A 14,226-nucleotide genomic window follows, 5' to 3' on the forward strand; every position below is an offset into this window, starting at 1 on the left:
CGGAAATCCGTTGGGACATCCCAACGAAGCACCTATCGACGCCTACGCCGACTTCGTCACCGTGCCCACCGCCACCGCGAGCCACATTCCCGAGCACGCCGACAGCGTGCAGGCCGTCGCCCTGGTCCGCTCCGGGCACGTGGCGCTCGCGGCGCTGACCACCGCCGACCCGCGGCCGGACGAGTCCGTCCTCGTCACCGGGGCCGCGGGCGGGGTCGGGCACCTGGCCGTGCAACTGGCGAGGATCCGCGGAATCGGCCGGGTCGTGGCGGCCGTCGGCTCCGCGGCCAAGACGACCTTCGTCCGGGACCTCGGCGCTGACGAGGCCGTCGTCTACGACGATGTCGACTGGGGTGAGCCCGTAGACGTCGTCCTCGACGCCGTCGGCGGGGACCTGCTGCCCCGAGCGCTGGCCGGCCTGCGCCCCGGCGGACGGCTGATCTACTTCAACTCCGGCGGCGGCACCGTGCCCGCCCACACCCTGCTCGCCGGTTCCACAACCATCACCGGCATGGCGATACGACGATTCGCCACCACCCACCCCGAGCTGTACCAGCGGCACGACGAGCTGCTCTGGCAGCTGCACGCCACCGGCCGGCTGCGTCCGGGCATCCACGCCGAACTCCCGCTCACCGACGCCGCAGCCGCACTGCGAATCATCGAATCCCGCACCAACCGCGGCAAGGTCGTCCTTCGTCCATGACACCACCGTGCGGATCCGCAGGCCGGCGCGCCGAGGCCGAGCTGCTCTGATTACAGTGCGCGTCCATGGGACACGTCATGGCTCGCCTCGCCGGCTTCGGCGTGGTGCTGGTGCCGTATTGGCCGTACACGTTCGCGCGTTCCGACGCGGCGCCCGACGCCGTGCTGGTGACGAACTGGCGTGACGACGGCCCGGCCACGGCGCTCGTCGACCCGGCGGACCCGCGGTCGGCGCCCGGCATCGTCGACGTGAGCCCCGGCCCGGACCACCCGCTTTGGGTCATCGAGACCAGCCCCTTCGACGCGGCATGGCCCGCCGGCTTCGACATCGAGTGCACGATGCCGCCGTACTGCCTGGTCGGCGAGAACGACGCGTCGATCTCCGTGCAGGGCTCGGCGCATCCCATCGACCCGGAGACACTGGTCGCCGCGGGCCAGACGGTCGTCGAGCGCCGCACGATGCGCAATGACGTGCAGGTCATCGAGCTGACGTACGAGCACGAGGGCGAACAGTGGTGGCAGGGCCATTACCTGCTCCCGCGCAACGGCGGCCGCGTGCTCGTCTTCACCGCGCAGTCCCGCGAACAGGACATCGTCACCACACGCGACGGCCTGGAATGGATGCTGGCCCTGGACTGACGGATCACGGTCCCCCGAGGGACGTGCGGCAGCCCGCGGGCCCACCGATGTCGGATGGGCCCGCGGGCTGCCGTCACCGTTCGAGGAGCGCGGCGGCGGCCTGCGTGAACTCGGCCGGTTCCTCGAGATGGCCGAAATGACCGCTGGCCTTCAACTCGACCAGCCGGGAACCGGGGATGCCCCGGTGCAGCAGGGCGGCCCACCGCGGCCCGCAGATGAAGTCGTGTGCGCCCACGATGACGGTGGTCGGCGCGGTGATCTCGCCGAGCCGTGCGCGAACGTCGAAGGGCTCGGAATCCTGCCGGACGATCCACGCGCGGATACCGGCGACGAAGGACTCGAACTCCCTCCGCCGGTTCGGGAAGTCCGCGAAGTACACCGGCACCGCCTCCCGCAGCCCCGCGGTCATGGCCTCGTCGTCGGTGGCTGTCACCGCACTCTGGAAAGCGGCGGGCACCCGCGGATCGACGGCGGCGTACGCGGTCACGCCCGCCATCGCCGACTCCCAGAAATCGGGGCCGGTGACCGGTGAGGTGTCGTACAGGATCAGGCCCGCGACCCGGCTGGGGTGGTCGAGCGCATACTGCTGGACCACGAAACCGCCGTGCGAGTGGCCGAGGAGGTGGACCTGCGGCGATGCGAGGTCGTCCACCACGGCGGCGAGGAAGGACACGTAGACGTCCAGCCCGTACTGATCGAGACGACCGGAGTCGCCGGTACCCACGGGCTCCAGGTAGACCATCGTGTAGTGCTGCTCGAGCAGAGGCATCCGGAGATAGGCCGAGTCGATGCCCGGACCGCCGGAGTGCGCGACGCACACCGGACCCCGGCCCGCGACGTGATAGACCTGCCGAACATTGCTGACAGTAATGGTGTGGGTTCCTGGCGTGATGTTGGTGTTCAAGGGACTCTCCCGTCCGAGGCGTACTGGCATGACCGGATGCTCGGGAGGACCGGAAAGTTCGCTCAGTTCGAAGAAATCTCGGGATGGAACAGCGTGATGGAGCGCACTCGTTCCCTGTCGAGCGAGTGCAGCCACAGCGCGCTGGGCGGGCAATGATCAGGATCCGCGGATGGGCTGATCAGTTCCGTCTCCCAGATCAGCACGTCGTCACCGGCGACGACCGAGATCAGCCGCTGGCGTACACCCGCCTGCAGATCACAGTCCATCCCGTTGAGCGCCACATCGGTTCCACCGTGCAGGCCGGGCGATCGGGCGATGAACGAGGCGTCCGGCCACCACAGATCCTCGACGACCTGACGAAAATCGCCTCGCATCGCCGCCGCCATCGCGTCGGCGGCCTCCCGTTGCCGGGCCGCGGCTCGTGCCGAGCTGTCGGGATGTGCCTGGCCGGCGGTCGCCCGCAGAGCCGACAGCATTGTGCGGCGAGCATGGCTGAGCCGGCTACGGACCGTGCCGACCGGCAGACCGCAGAGAGCGCCGATCTGATCGTACGAGGTGGCGCCGCTGAAGTGGCGCAGCAACAGGACCACGCGATCGGCCTCCGACAGCTCGCCGATGGCATGCCACACCCAGTCGCGCAGGGCCGCCTGCTCGATCAGCTCCTCCGGCCCCGGACCGGCCGCCGGCGGCAGCAGAAGGCCCGGATCGGCGACGGGAATCGGGCGTTTGCCTCGCAGCCGCATGCGGCAGTTGTTACGCACCAGGGCCCGCAGCCACGCGCCGGCCGCGTCCGGATCCCGCACCTCCCCGATCCGGTGGATGGCGGTGACCATGGCGTCCTGCACCGCGTCCTCGGCGTCCGGCCCGTAGCCCAGCAGGCTCAGCGCGACCGCGCGCATCCCAGCCTCATGGCGCCCCAGCAGCACACCCAGCGCGGTGGCCTCGCCGTTCTGGGCGCACCGCACCAGCTCCGAGTTGTCCACCTCGGGATGGTAGTCGACCAAGATCGGCCGACTCGGGCGCGCAGTTCCCGGAAATCAGCCGTACGGCAGCATCGTCGGAGGCGCCGGTGTGTCGCGGCCGGAGAGTATCCGATTCTTACCAGTGCATCCCGGGGGCGTGCGGACCGTTCCTGTCGGTTCCCTAGCACGATCCCCATCGGTTGCCCGGTGCCCGCGGGTGTGGTCTCAGTGATCTGGCGCGGCGATGATCCGGCGGGCGTCGCTGATGAGGGCTCGGGCACGCTCGGTCAGGGCAGTTGAAGTCGCGACGAGTTCGGCGCTGAACGACACAGCACCGTACGACCCGTGCGGGCGGGTCCTGCGGCCGCCGGCGGCGAGGACGCGGGCGGGCGCCGGTTCGGGAGCCCGGCCCTTGCCGGCCGGCGTGTGCGAGACACCAGTGATGCTGAGAACGAGCGCAACGATACCGGTGGCGTTCTGGACGTGCAGGGTCGCGCCGGCGGTCGCGGCGACATCGCCGGCGACGGCTAAAGCTCTCATGGTGGCGGCGTCGATGAAGGTGACTTCAGCCAGGTCGAGGACGATCCGGGTGGGGCCGGTGACGATGACCTCGGCGACTGCAGTGGCGATCTGGTCGCAGTTGTCGCGGTCGAACTCACCGTGTGCATGGAGCTGGGCGGTGTCCGGACTGCCGGTGTCGTCGATGCGGAGACTGCCGGCCTGCTCAGCGGATGGTGCCGCGCGGCCTGCGCCGGCACCGATGCGGTTCATGGCTGCTCCCTCGGCTCGACGACCCGGCCATGACGGCGCGCAGGGGCGAAGCCAGGTCTGTCCGTCCAGCCTGATCGTGGTGGGCTGAAGGGACTACGACGAATCACGACGCCCCGGCGGCGTTCTGTGCGCTACGCGAACCCTGCGGCTGCCCGGCGGCTCCGCTGATCGGCGTGCAGTGCAGCAGCGCGGTCGCGGGCCAGGTCGGCGTCGCGCCGAGCGGCGCGGGCCCGTTCGGAAAGGTGCTCGGCGATGACCGCGCGCTGGTGAGCGCGGTCGCGGGCCCGCGCCCCGTAAGCGCGCAACGCATCGACGTGGCCGACGGTTGGGGACCAGTCGCTGCTGTCCTTCACGTCTCCATGCACACGCAGGGGTGACCTGCCGTCAACGTCGGCCCGCTTGAGGCATCGTTTTCCGGGTAAGCGTAACGGAATCCGCGCATCCTTGAGCGGGCCTTGCCGTCGAGGGCGTACGGGACGGAGGACGGTAGTGGTGACACCGATACCGGTTGTCCGCGGCGCGATGCAGTCCCGCGATCTCGGCGAGGTCCAGGAGCTGATGAGCCGGCGGTACGTCGAGCACCGCACCCGGGTGGTGGGAAGCGCTGAAAGGTTCGTGTTTCGCTCAGCGTCGGCCGCCGCAGGTCCACTGACTGTCGATCAGCTCACCTATCAGGCGGGTATGGCGATGGTGGTCCAGCCGTTCACGTCCCTGGTGGTGGTCAGCCTTCTCGATGGCCAGATCGGTGTGACCGCCGGCCGGCGACACGCGCTGGCCGGCCGCGGCGAGGCGCTGCTGTACCCGCCGCACGTCGGTTTGGACCTGCTGATGGACCGGATGACCTACCAGGTTCTGCAGCTTCCCCTATCGACGGTGACCCGCCTCGCGGCCCGGGCCGGCGTGGCCGAGGCTGATTTCCGGTTCGAGGCGATGACCGCCACGACCCCGGCCGGGAACCGGCAGTGGCTGGCCACCATCGCGTATCTGACCCGGCTGCTGGCCGGTTCCGATCAGTCGGGCATTCCTGCGCTGCTGCTCGACGCCGCCATCGACACCGTCGCCACCGCCACGCTCAGCGTGTTCCCGAACACGACCATGACCCGGGGCTACACCCCCGGACCCGGCCAGATCGCTCCGGCCGCAATCCGCCGCGCGGTCGCCTTCATCGACGCCCACGGCGCCGACCCGATCACCCTCGACCAGATCGCCACCGCCGCCGGGCTCAGCAGCCGCGCCCTGCAAGCCGGGTTCCGCCGCCACTACGAAACCACCCCGACCGGCTACCTGCTCAAGGTTCGCCTCGAACACGCCCACCGCGACCTGCAAGCCGCCGACCGGACCACCGGAGCCACCGTCGCCGGCATCGCCCGCCGCTGGGGATTCGCTGACCACAGCCGGTTCACCGCCGCCTACCGCGCCGCCTACGGCCAACTGCCCAGCCATACCCTGCGCACCTGAGACGGAGGACCCGTCATGACCACAACGGAGCGGACCGCCGTGCAGACCATCACGCTCACGGTCACCGGCGCGGACGCGATCGAGCAGTTCCTCAGCAGCACGTACAGCGCCTTGCACCTACGTACCGACATTGACCGGCCGCAGCTGCGCCACCACCGCACTGATGCCGGGGTCTTCGCGCTGGATACCGTCGATCTGTCTGCCGACGTCGACTTTCACATCGGGCCGCTGAATGCGATTGTGATCACCCGGACAATGACCTCCCCGATGCAACGCATGTGCGGCGATGCCGACCATCGCTACGCACCTGGGGACCTTTTCATGATTGCCTACCCCGATCAGCCGTACACGGCGCGGTGGCTACCCGGTGAAATCACCGACATCGTCCTCGACCCCGGCCTGCTGGCCCAGGTCGCGGCCACCGCCCCCGGCCGCCGACCCGCACCGCTGCGCTTCACCAGCCTCAACCCGACCACACCCGCAGTCGCCGCGCACTGGTGGAACACTCGACGCTACCTTGCCGACACCCTGCTCGACCCGGAAGTCGCCACCCCGCTCGTGCTCGGCAACGCCGCGCGACTTCTCGCCGCGGCCACTCTGACCACGTTCGCCAACACCGCCCTGACCGACCCGACCATCGAAGACCGCCGCGACGCTCACCCCGACTGCCTGCGCCGCGCCATCACATTTATCGACGACAACGCCAATCGCGACATCAGCGCCGCCGACATCGCCGCCGCCGCCCACGTCACCATCCGCACCATCCAGGTCGCGTTCCGCCGCCACCTCGACACCACCCCGACCGCCTACCTACGCCAAGTCCGCCTGCACCATGCCCACCGTGACCTGCAGGCAGCCGACCCCACCACAACCACCGTCTTCGCCATCGCCAGCCGATGGGGATTCGCCAACCACAGCCGCTTCACCGCCGCCTACCACGACGCCTACGGCACCACCCCATCCCGAACCCTGCGCACCTGACCCCACGCCCCCGCGTCCCAACCAGCCGGCCACTTCCTCGGACAACCCACAGAACCCGAGTACTCGCCGGATCGGACACACGCGAGAGAGCCGGGGTGGTCGAAGCGGCCACACGCAAAGCGGTGTACTGCAAGCTGCCCTCGGGCCGCTACCAGGCGCGCCACCTCGGCTCGGACGGGATCACCCGCAACGCTGACCACACCTTCGAGACCGAGAAGTCGGCGGCCCAGTGGCTGACCCTGGTCGGGTCGGAGATCATCCGCGGCAAGCTGCTGGCCGGCGGCACCATCGAGCCGCAGGCCGTGAAGTCGTACTCGCTGCTACGGGCGATCCTCGACACCGCGGTCCGTGAGGACGAGATCTTGGAGCAGAACCCGTGCCGGATCCCCGGTTACGACCGGTACCACGCGCCGGAGCGGCCGGTCGCCACCGTCGCCCAGGTCCTCGCGCTCGCGGAGCAAATGCCGCCCCGATACGTGGCGTTGATCACGGCCGCTGCGTTCTCCGGCCTCCGGTGGGGCCAGTTGGCCGCGCTTCGGCGGTGCGACGTGGATTTGGCGGTCGGGACGGTCCGCGTACCAGGAAATTGGCGGCTTTGAAGTCGGGTCTGGAGTTCGGTCCGCCGAAGTCGGCGGCTGGCATCCGGGTCGTCGCTCTTCCGGCAGTTGCCCGCAAGGCCCTGTCCGGGCACCTGGCAGAGTTCACCGCCGCCCCTCCGGAGGCGCTGGTCTTCACCGGTGACAAGGACATGCCGCTGCGGACGGGGAAGTTCCGGCGGGCGGTGAAGTGGTCGAAGGTGCTGGCGGACGCGGGGATGCCAGCGGGATTCCACTTTCATGACCTGCGGCACGCCGGCAACAACATCGCGGCGGCGAGCGGCGCGAGCACGCGCGAGCTGATGCACCGGATGGGTCACGCGAGCATGCGGGCGGCGTTGATCACCAGCACGCGACGAGCGAACGGGACCGCGAGATCGCCGAGAGCATGGACAAGCGGATCACCAAGGGCACGAAGTCAGGGAAGCCGACCAAGGATTCGGCAGGGAAGCCGGCGAAGGCCGTGGGCGGCAAGCGAGCGAAGCGCAGCAAGCCGACAGACGCCACACCTGGCACCGGCAAGGCGGCCAAGCGCGACCGAGGACCGAGGTCCGACACCTAATGGCACGCTAATGGCACGCAAGATCATCCGGGCGGGTGAATGACGAAGGCCCAGGTCGGCGAAACCACCGCTGACCTGGGCCTTCGTAGTGGAGCGGGCGACGAGAATCGAACTCGCGTAATCAGTTTGGAAGACTGAGGCTCTACCATTGAGCTACGCCCGCGTGACCCCCGGAAACCCCGGGGCTCGTGCACAGCTTACTGAATCATCTCCCGTCCGCGCGAACCGGATTCCCCAGCAGGTGACTCCAGCGCACACGCAGGCGAGCGGACCGCATACACTGGCCGACGCCACGGGGTGTGGCGCAGCTTGGTAGCGCACTCGCTTTGGGAGCGAGGGGCCGTGGGTTCAAATCCCGCCACCCCGACTGACACCAACATCCGCAGCAACAAGGAGTACGCCTGTGAAGAGCACCGTCGAGACTCTGAGCCCGACTCGGGTGAAGCTCGCCATCGAGGTGCCGTTCGAGGAGCTCAAGCCGAGCCTGCAGAAGGCGTACCGGGAGATCGGCGCGCAGGTCCAGGTGCCGGGCTTCCGCAAGGGCAAGGTTCCGGCGGCGGTGATCGACCAGCGCGTCGGCCGTGGCGCCGTTCTGAACGAGGCTGTTCAGGAGGCGATCCCGCAGCAGATCCTCGCCGCGGTCCAGGAGCACGACGTGAAGACCCTCGGCCGTCCCGAGGTGGAGATCACCGAGTTCGCCGACAACGCGCCGCTGAAGTTCACGGCCGAGGTCGACGTCCGCCCGGAGATCGTCGTGCCGGACCTCTCCGCGATCACCGTGGAGGTCCCGGCGATCGAGATCGGCGACAGCGAGATCGACGAGCAGATCAACGGCCTGCGTGAGCGCTTCGCGACCCTGAAGACCGTGGAGCGCCCAGCTGCGGAGGGTGACTACGTTCAGCTCGACCTGAACGCCACCGTCGACGGTGAGGACGTTCCGGGCGGCTCGGCCACCAACATCTCGCACGAGGTCGGCAGCAAGCAGCTGCTCCCCGGTCTGGACGAGGTGCTCGTCGGCCTCTCCGCCGACGAGGAGGCCACCTTCACCACCCAGCTCGTGGGCGGCGACTTCGCCGGCCGTGACGCCGAGGTGAAGGTCGTCGTGAAGAGCGTCAAGGACAAGCAGCTCCCCGAGATCGACGACGACTTCGCCCAGCTGGCGAGCGAGTTCGACACCCTGGCCGAGCTGCGTGAGGACCTGCAGACCCGGATCACCAAGGTGAAGAAGGTCGAGCAGATCTACGCCGCCCGTGACGAGGCGCTCAAGCAGCTCGTCGAGGCCGCCCAGATCCCCGCACCGGAGGGTGTCGTCAAGGACGAGGTCGAGGGCCGCAAGCAGGCCATGACCGACCAGCTGGAGCGGATCGGCGCGACCCTGGCCGACTACCTCGCCTCCGAGGAGAAGACCGAGGAGCAGATCGACCAGGAGCTGACCGAGGCCGCTCAGGAGGGCGTCCGGATCCAGCTGCTGCTCGACACCATCGCCGACGCCGAGGACGTGCAGGTCACGGACGACGAGTTCGGCCACGAGATCGTGCACCGGGCGCAGCGCGCCCAGATGCAGCCCCAGCAGTACTACGACCAGCTGGTGCGCTCGGGCGCCGCGGCCGCCGTCTTCGGCGACGTGCGCCGGGGCAAGGCGCTGGCCTCGGTCATGGAGCGGGTCACGATGAAGGACTCCGAGGGCAACACGCTCTCGCTGGACGACCTGCGCGACGCCGACGACCACGCGGGTCACAACCACTGATCTGAATCGCTTCTCCCCGGCCACCGCGCACCGCTCACGGTGCGCGGTGGCCGGTGTCTTTTCCGGGGGGTACGGCCACCCGATGCGCTGTCAGCGAACACCTGCCCGAGCGGGAAGCTGATGCGCATCCGACCAGTTAGGTTGGTCGTACGACGGACAACCTGCCGGCCGGACCCTTCGGCCGACACAGCAAGCTGTGAAGGGCTGCCATGACCGATCTCCACATCCCCACCGGGCCCGTGTCGCGGCGCGGCGGCGGTGACACCCTGAGTGGCAACCTCGACGACTCGGTCTTCAACCGCCTGCTGCGCGAGCGGATCATCTTCCTCGGCAGCGAGGTGACCGATGCGAGCGCCAACCGCATCTGCGCGCAGCTGCTGCTGCTCTCCGCCGAGGACCCGGAGGCCGACATCCACCTCTGGATCAACTCGCCGGGCGGCTCTGTCTACTCGGGTATGGCCATCTACGACACGATGCAGTTCATCGACAACGACGTGCAGACCGTCGCGATGGGCATGGCCGCCTCGATGGGGCAGTTCCTGCTCTGCGCCGGGACCCCGGGCAAGCGTTTCGCGCTGCCGCACGCGCGCATCATGATGCACCAGCCGTCCGGTGGCATGGGTGGCACCGCCGCCGACATCGCCATCCAGGCCGAGCAGATGCTCTACACCAAGCGGATGTTCCAGGAGCGGATCGCGTTTCACACGGGTCAGACTCAGGAGCAGATCGCGGCCGACTTCGACCGGGACCGCTGGTTCACGGCCGAGGAGGCGAAGGACTATGGCTTCATCGACAAGGTGATCACCGGGGCCACGCAGGTTCCGGACGGTGCCGGAACGCTGAACTGAGGAGCTGAACCATGACCGACCTTTCCATGCCTCCCGGGTTCGCTCCGGTGCACAACCGCTACGTGCTGCCCTCGTTCTCCGAGCGCACCTCGTGGGGCATCAAGGAGTCCAACCCGTACAACAAGATGTTCGAGGACCGGATCATCTTCCTCGGCGTGCAGGTGGACGACGCGTCGGCCAACGACGTGATGGCCCAGCTGCTGACGCTGGAGAGCACCGACCCGGACCGCGACATCCTGATGTACATCAACTCGCCCGGTGGCTCGTTCACGGCGATGACCGCGATCTACGACACCATGCAGTATGTGCGGCCCGACATCAGCACCGTCTGCCTCGGCCAGGCGGCCAGCGCGGCCGCGGTGCTGCTCGCCGGTGGCACCCCGGGCAAGCGGATGGCGCTGCCGCACTCGCGGATCATCATCCACCAGCCGGCCACCGAGGGTGGTTACGGTCAGGGGTCGGACATCGAGATCCAGGCGCGCGAGATCATGCGGATGAGGACCCAGCTGGAGGAGCTGATTTCGCACCACTCCTCGAAGCCGGTGGAGCAGGTCCGCAAGGACATCGACCGCGACAAGATCATGACGGCGGACGAGGCCAAGGAGTACGGGCTGGTCGACGTCGTTCTGGCGACTCGTAAGAAGAGCCTCCAGACCGCAGGCGTCTGACCCTGGGAGCGCGGTGTCAGGGGCCGGCCGGCTGGCGCTAGACTGGCCGACCCCTGACACGCCCGTTTTGGGGGGTCGGAGAACAGCCCCTTTGCGGGTAACGTCGAGACTGCAGCCTCAGGTGGGCGGGTCGGCGGACGATAGATGGCAACGAGGCAATCAGTCCTCGTACAAGGTCCGGTCGACGGCCGGCCAATGAACGCAGGGAGAACGTAGGTGGCACGGATCGGCGACGGTGGCGACCTACTCAAGTGCTCCTTCTGTGGGAAGTCGCAGAAGCAGGTCAAGAAGCTCATCGCAGGCCCCGGGGTCTACATCTGCGACGAGTGCATCGACCTCTGCAACGAGATCATCGAAGAAGAGCTGGCTGAGACCGGCGAGGTGAAGTGGGAAGAGCTTCCCAAGCCGATGGAGATCTGCCAGTTCCTGGACAACTACGTCGTTGGCCAGGAGCAGGCGAAGAGAGCACTCTCCGTAGCGGTCTACAACCACTACAAGCGGATCCAGGCCGAGTCGAACGGCGCGCCCGGTGGGGGCAGCGACGTCGAGGTGGCCAAGTCCAACATCATGCTGATCGGCCCGACCGGCTGCGGTAAGACGCACCTGGCCCAGACGCTGGCCCGCATGCTCAACGTGCCGTTCGCCATCGCGGACGCCACCGCGCTGACCGAGGCCGGCTACGTCGGCGAGGACGTCGAGAACATCCTGCTCAAGCTCATCCAGGCCGCCGACTACGACGTCAAGCGCGCCGAGCAGGGGATCATCTACATCGACGAGGTCGACAAGATCGCCCGCAAGAGCGAAAACCCGTCGATCACCCGCGACGTCTCCGGCGAGGGCGTCCAGCAGGCGCTTCTCAAGATCCTTGAGGGTACGGTGGCGAACGTCCCGCCCCAGGGCGGCCGTAAGCACCCGCACCAGGAGTTCATCCAGATCGACACGACGAACGTGCTGTTCATCGTGGGCGGCGCCTTCGCCGGGCTGGACCGGATCATCGAGCAGCGGGTCGGGCAGAGTGGCGTGGGCTTCGGCGCCCGCCTCCGGTCGATCTCCGAGCGCAACACCGACGACATCTTCGGCAAGGTCATGCCGGAGGACATGCTGAAATTCGGTCTGATCCCCGAGTTCATCGGCCGTCTCCCTGTGATCACCACGGTCCGTAACCTCGATCGTGACGCGCTCATCAAGATCCTGACCGAGCCGCGCAACGCCTACGTGAAGCAGTACCAGCGTCTCTTCGAGCTCGACGGCGTGGAGCTGGAGTTCGACGAGGGCGCGCTGGAGGCCATCGCCGACCAGGCCATGCTCCGGGGCACCGGGGCCCGTGGCCTCCGGGCGATCATGGAGGAGGTGCTTCAGAACGTGATGTTCGAGGTGCCCAGCAACCCTGATGCCGCCCGAGTCGTGATCACCCGCGAGGTCGTCGTGGAAAACGTGATCCCGACGATCGTCCCGCGCGAGTTCGTCGGCCGCCGCCGTCGTCCGGAGCGCGAGGAGAAATCCGCCTGACCGGCTCTCCACCGTCCCACACTGCCGTCGCCCTTCCGGGGGTGACGGCAGTGCCATTTCCGGCCCTCCGCGCGCCCGCGGGCTGGATTACCGGGGTGTTGGGGACTGGTGACAGCACCGGGGCTGAGTGGAGGAGACCGGTCCGGAACGGGACGGGTAGCCGTACGCTCGATTCATGCGTGTCGCCGTCTGCCAGCTGAACTCACGGGATGACCGTGCCCACAATCTCGCCGTGGCTCGTGATCTGCTCGAACGTGCCGCCGCCGGCGGCGCGGAGTTCGCGGTGCTGCCGGAGTATGTCGACTTCCTCGGTCGCGCCGCGGACGCCCCGAAACCGGAGCCGGTCGACGGCGAGTTCGCCGCCTTCTTCTCGACCGCGGCCCGCGAGCTCGGCCTGTGGGTGCACGCCGGCTCCTTCCACGAGACCGGCCCGGACGCCGAGCGCACCTACAACACCTCGCTGCTCTTCGGTCCCGACGGCGAGAGGGCGGCAACCTACCGCAAGATCCATCTGTACGACGTGGAGATCGTCGGCCGGGTCTCCTATCAGGAGTCGCGCATCGTGGCGCCCGGCGAGACCACTGTCGTCGCCGACGTCGGAGGCGTGCCCACCGGCCTGAGCATCTGCTACGACCTGCGGTTCCCCGAGCTGTACCGGCAGCTGGCGATCGCCGGCGCCCGGATCCTCGTGGTGCCGGCCGCGTTCATGCTGCACACCGGGCGCGACCACTGGGAGGTGCTGCTGCGGGCACGCGCGATCGAGAACCAGTGTTACGTGCTCGCGGCGGGGCAGATCGGTGATCACGAGCCGGGGCGCACCTGTTTCGGCCGCAGCATGATCGTCGACCCGTGGGGGACGGTGATCGCCCAGGCCGCGGACACTGTCGGGGTCACCTTCGCTGACCTGGACCTGGAGCGGCTGGAGACGATCCGAACCGAGGTTCCGAGCCTCGCCAACCGTAGGCTGATCAATGGCTCGTGATCTCAGGTGTATCCGGCGTCACAAACTCTCTACGAGGTAGCTGATCGCCGTCAGCGCGAGCACCGCCGCACCCAGCAGGAGTAGTGCGCCGCCCATCCGGGTGGGGCCACGCATCAGCAGCTTCCGAGCCGACACCACTACCGTGACCAGCACAAGTAGCCCGATCGCCCACTGCCAGAGCGGGACGAGCAGGCCCAGGACCGCGTCGGCCGCCAGTGTGGGAGAAGTGGCCATACCACCACTCTGTCATGGCTTGCCTCCGTCGTGTGCAGTCTCGACGCGCTCGGCAGGCATGATCGTCGATTTGCGGATGGCCGCATGGGTCGCGTAACTTTCTCTCTGCCCGCGGGAAACCGGCACGGAGCGGCACGAAAGTGACAATCCGGAAGGCGCCACGGGGGCGGTCGAGAGCGAGTTATGCTCGAACTCGGCACCGGGTGGTGCGACAGAAGATCCAAGAAATTGGATTTGCGGTTGCGAAGCCGGCCGGGTAGAGTGGCAAAGCCAGCAGGGAGCCGGGCGGATAGATCGTTAAGCGATCGTAGGCCGGTCTGCTAAGGCCACTTCCCGCATCGCGGGGAAGCTTGGGCGTTGTCGGTGAGGGTGACCTCGCGCGGCGGAAACGACCGGGTACATTTGAGCGGTTGCCTCGAGGGCGAGCCTTTAACGGGCTCGACTCTTGATGTGCGGTTGTTCTTTGAGAACTCAACAGGGTGCTTGATAAGCCAGTGCCAATTATGGCAATACCCCGGCTCATCGTTTAGGCGATGGGTGGGAGATTCCTTTGGCAACTTTTTGTTGTCGGGACGCTTTTCCAAAGATTTTGTTGGAGAGTTTGATCCTGGCTCAGGACGAACGCTGGCGGCGTGCTTAACACATGCAAGTCGAGCGGAAAGG

The 14,226-nt window shown here is 68.0% G+C and carries 16 protein-coding genes, 2 tRNA genes, 1 rRNA gene and 1 pseudogene; 14 read left to right on the forward strand and 6 right to left on the reverse strand.

From position 1 onward, the window contains the following. Positions 1-10 precede the first annotated feature (10 nt). Entirely contained in the window at positions 11-703 is a 693-nt protein-coding gene (locus BM290_RS36065) for a zinc-binding dehydrogenase (protein WP_239143961.1), read from the forward strand. A 65-nt stretch (positions 704-768) separates the two neighbouring features. Further along, entirely contained in the window at positions 769-1,341 is a 573-nt protein-coding gene (locus BM290_RS36070) for a hypothetical protein (protein ID WP_143134042.1), read from the forward strand. 73 nt (positions 1,342-1,414) lie between these two features. Here BM290_RS36070 and BM290_RS36075 read toward each other — a convergent pair whose 3' ends face one another. The 4 genes from BM290_RS36075 to BM290_RS47650 all read right to left on the reverse strand — a co-directional run bounded on the left by BM290_RS36075 (position 1,415) and on the right by BM290_RS47650 (position 4,331). Then, positions 1,415-2,275, reverse strand: coding sequence for an alpha/beta fold hydrolase (locus BM290_RS36075; RefSeq protein WP_177320033.1), 861 nt, complete (start codon positions 2,273-2,275; stop codon positions 1,415-1,417). A gap of 32 nt (positions 2,276-2,307) precedes the next feature. Beyond that, positions 2,308-3,228, reverse strand: a complete 921-nt coding sequence (locus BM290_RS36080) for an RNA polymerase sigma factor (protein WP_093620458.1) — start codon at positions 3,226-3,228, stop codon at positions 2,308-2,310. A gap of 204 nt (positions 3,229-3,432) precedes the next feature. Next, positions 3,433-3,978 carry an STAS domain-containing protein gene (locus tag BM290_RS36085; RefSeq protein WP_093620418.1) on the reverse strand — a complete coding sequence of 182 codons (546 nt, stop codon included), beginning with the start codon at positions 3,976-3,978 and terminating at the stop codon, positions 3,433-3,435. Between the two features lie 131 nt (positions 3,979-4,109). After that, complete coding sequence (locus BM290_RS47650; protein ID WP_143134043.1) at positions 4,110-4,331, reverse strand: hypothetical protein; 222 nt, start codon at positions 4,329-4,331, stop codon at positions 4,110-4,112. A gap of 139 nt (positions 4,332-4,470) precedes the next feature. Here BM290_RS47650 and BM290_RS36095 point away from each other — a divergent pair, with 139 nt between their 5' ends. The 5 genes and pseudogenes from BM290_RS36095 to BM290_RS50275 all read left to right on the forward strand — a co-directional run bounded on the left by BM290_RS36095 (position 4,471) and on the right by BM290_RS50275 (position 7,618). Beyond that, entirely contained in the window at positions 4,471-5,436 is a 966-nt protein-coding gene (locus BM290_RS36095; RefSeq protein WP_143134044.1) for an AraC family transcriptional regulator, read from the forward strand. A 15-nt stretch (positions 5,437-5,451) separates the two neighbouring features. Next, the gene (locus tag BM290_RS36100; protein ID WP_093620421.1) at positions 5,452-6,417 is read left to right on the forward strand and encodes a helix-turn-helix domain-containing protein; all 966 of its coding nucleotides are present in this window, start codon (positions 5,452-5,454) and stop codon (positions 6,415-6,417) included. Then, positions 6,333-6,617 (forward strand): annotated as a pseudogene (locus BM290_RS51200) (hypothetical protein); the annotation flags it as partial. The gene BM290_RS36100 and the pseudogene BM290_RS51200, both read left to right, overlap by 85 nt. A gap of 69 nt (positions 6,618-6,686) precedes the next feature. Further along, positions 6,687-7,016: a hypothetical protein gene (locus BM290_RS50970; protein ID WP_373871133.1), complete on the forward strand. Its 330-nt coding sequence runs from the start codon at positions 6,687-6,689 to the stop codon at positions 7,014-7,016. Beyond that, positions 6,959-7,618: a tyrosine-type recombinase/integrase gene (locus BM290_RS50275; RefSeq protein ID WP_239143964.1), complete on the forward strand. Its 660-nt coding sequence runs from the start codon at positions 6,959-6,961 to the stop codon at positions 7,616-7,618. Before BM290_RS50970 ends, BM290_RS50275 begins: the two co-directional genes overlap by 58 nt. Positions 7,619-7,664: 46 nt before the next feature. On the opposite strand, the gene BM290_RS36110 is transcribed toward BM290_RS50275, so the two are convergent. After that, positions 7,665-7,738 (reverse strand) — tRNA-Gly (locus BM290_RS36110). A gap of 130 nt (positions 7,739-7,868) precedes the next feature. Here BM290_RS36110 and BM290_RS36115 point away from each other — a divergent pair. The 6 genes from BM290_RS36115 to BM290_RS36140 all read left to right on the forward strand — a co-directional run bounded on the left by BM290_RS36115 (position 7,869) and on the right by BM290_RS36140 (position 13,329). Beyond that, a tRNA-Pro gene (locus BM290_RS36115) sits at positions 7,869-7,942 on the forward strand. Positions 7,943-7,978: 36 nt separating this feature from the next. Further along, entirely contained in the window at positions 7,979-9,322 is a 1,344-nt protein-coding gene (tig, locus tag BM290_RS36120) for a trigger factor (RefSeq protein WP_093620422.1), read from the forward strand. 209 nt (positions 9,323-9,531) lie between these two features. Next, positions 9,532-10,170, forward strand: coding sequence for a ClpP family protease (locus BM290_RS36125; protein ID WP_093620423.1), 639 nt, complete (start codon positions 9,532-9,534; stop codon positions 10,168-10,170). An 11-nt stretch (positions 10,171-10,181) separates the two neighbouring features. After that, positions 10,182-10,838, forward strand: a complete 657-nt coding sequence (locus tag BM290_RS36130) for an ATP-dependent Clp protease proteolytic subunit (protein WP_093620424.1) — start codon at positions 10,182-10,184, stop codon at positions 10,836-10,838. A gap of 216 nt (positions 10,839-11,054) precedes the next feature. Then, positions 11,055-12,347 carry an ATP-dependent Clp protease ATP-binding subunit ClpX gene (clpX, locus tag BM290_RS36135; protein ID WP_093620425.1) on the forward strand — a complete coding sequence of 431 codons (1,293 nt, stop codon included), beginning with the start codon at positions 11,055-11,057 and terminating at the stop codon, positions 12,345-12,347. A 175-nt stretch (positions 12,348-12,522) separates the two neighbouring features. After that, complete coding sequence (locus BM290_RS36140; protein WP_093620426.1) at positions 12,523-13,329, forward strand: carbon-nitrogen hydrolase family protein; 807 nt, start codon at positions 12,523-12,525, stop codon at positions 13,327-13,329. Between the two features lie 18 nt (positions 13,330-13,347). On the opposite strand, the gene BM290_RS36145 is transcribed toward BM290_RS36140, so the two are convergent. Then, positions 13,348-13,563 carry a hypothetical protein gene (locus tag BM290_RS36145; protein WP_093620427.1) on the reverse strand — a complete coding sequence of 72 codons (216 nt, stop codon included), beginning with the start codon at positions 13,561-13,563 and terminating at the stop codon, positions 13,348-13,350. Between the two features lie 589 nt (positions 13,564-14,152). Between BM290_RS36145 and BM290_RS36150 the strand changes: the two genes are divergently transcribed. Beyond that, positions 14,153-14,226 (forward strand): 16S ribosomal RNA (locus BM290_RS36150); the annotation flags it as partial.

Source organism: Actinoplanes philippinensis (genome assembly GCF_900113015.1).
Taxonomy (GTDB): Bacteria; Actinomycetota; Actinomycetes; order Mycobacteriales; family Micromonosporaceae; genus Actinoplanes; species Actinoplanes philippinensis.

Coding starts and splice junctions, on each gene's coding strand:
- BM290_RS36085 (WP_093620418.1), bottom strand. CDS start 3,978: ATGAACCGCATCGGTGCCGGCGCAGGCCGCGCGGCACCATCCGCTGAG.
- BM290_RS36140 (WP_093620426.1), top strand. CDS start 12,523: ATGCGTGTCGCCGTCTGCCAGCTGAACTCACGGGATGACCGTGCCCAC.
- BM290_RS36130 (WP_093620424.1), top strand. CDS start 10,182: ATGACCGACCTTTCCATGCCTCCCGGGTTCGCTCCGGTGCACAACCGC.
- BM290_RS36125 (WP_093620423.1), top strand. CDS start 9,532: ATGACCGATCTCCACATCCCCACCGGGCCCGTGTCGCGGCGCGGCGGC.
- BM290_RS36070 (WP_143134042.1), top strand. CDS start 769: ATGGGACACGTCATGGCTCGCCTCGCCGGCTTCGGCGTGGTGCTGGTG.
- BM290_RS36075 (WP_177320033.1), bottom strand. CDS start 2,275: ATGCCAGTACGCCTCGGACGGGAGAGTCCCTTGAACACCAACATCACG.
- BM290_RS36100 (WP_093620421.1), top strand. CDS start 5,452: ATGACCACAACGGAGCGGACCGCCGTGCAGACCATCACGCTCACGGTC.
- BM290_RS36145 (WP_093620427.1), bottom strand. CDS start 13,563: ATGGCCACTTCTCCCACACTGGCGGCCGACGCGGTCCTGGGCCTGCTC.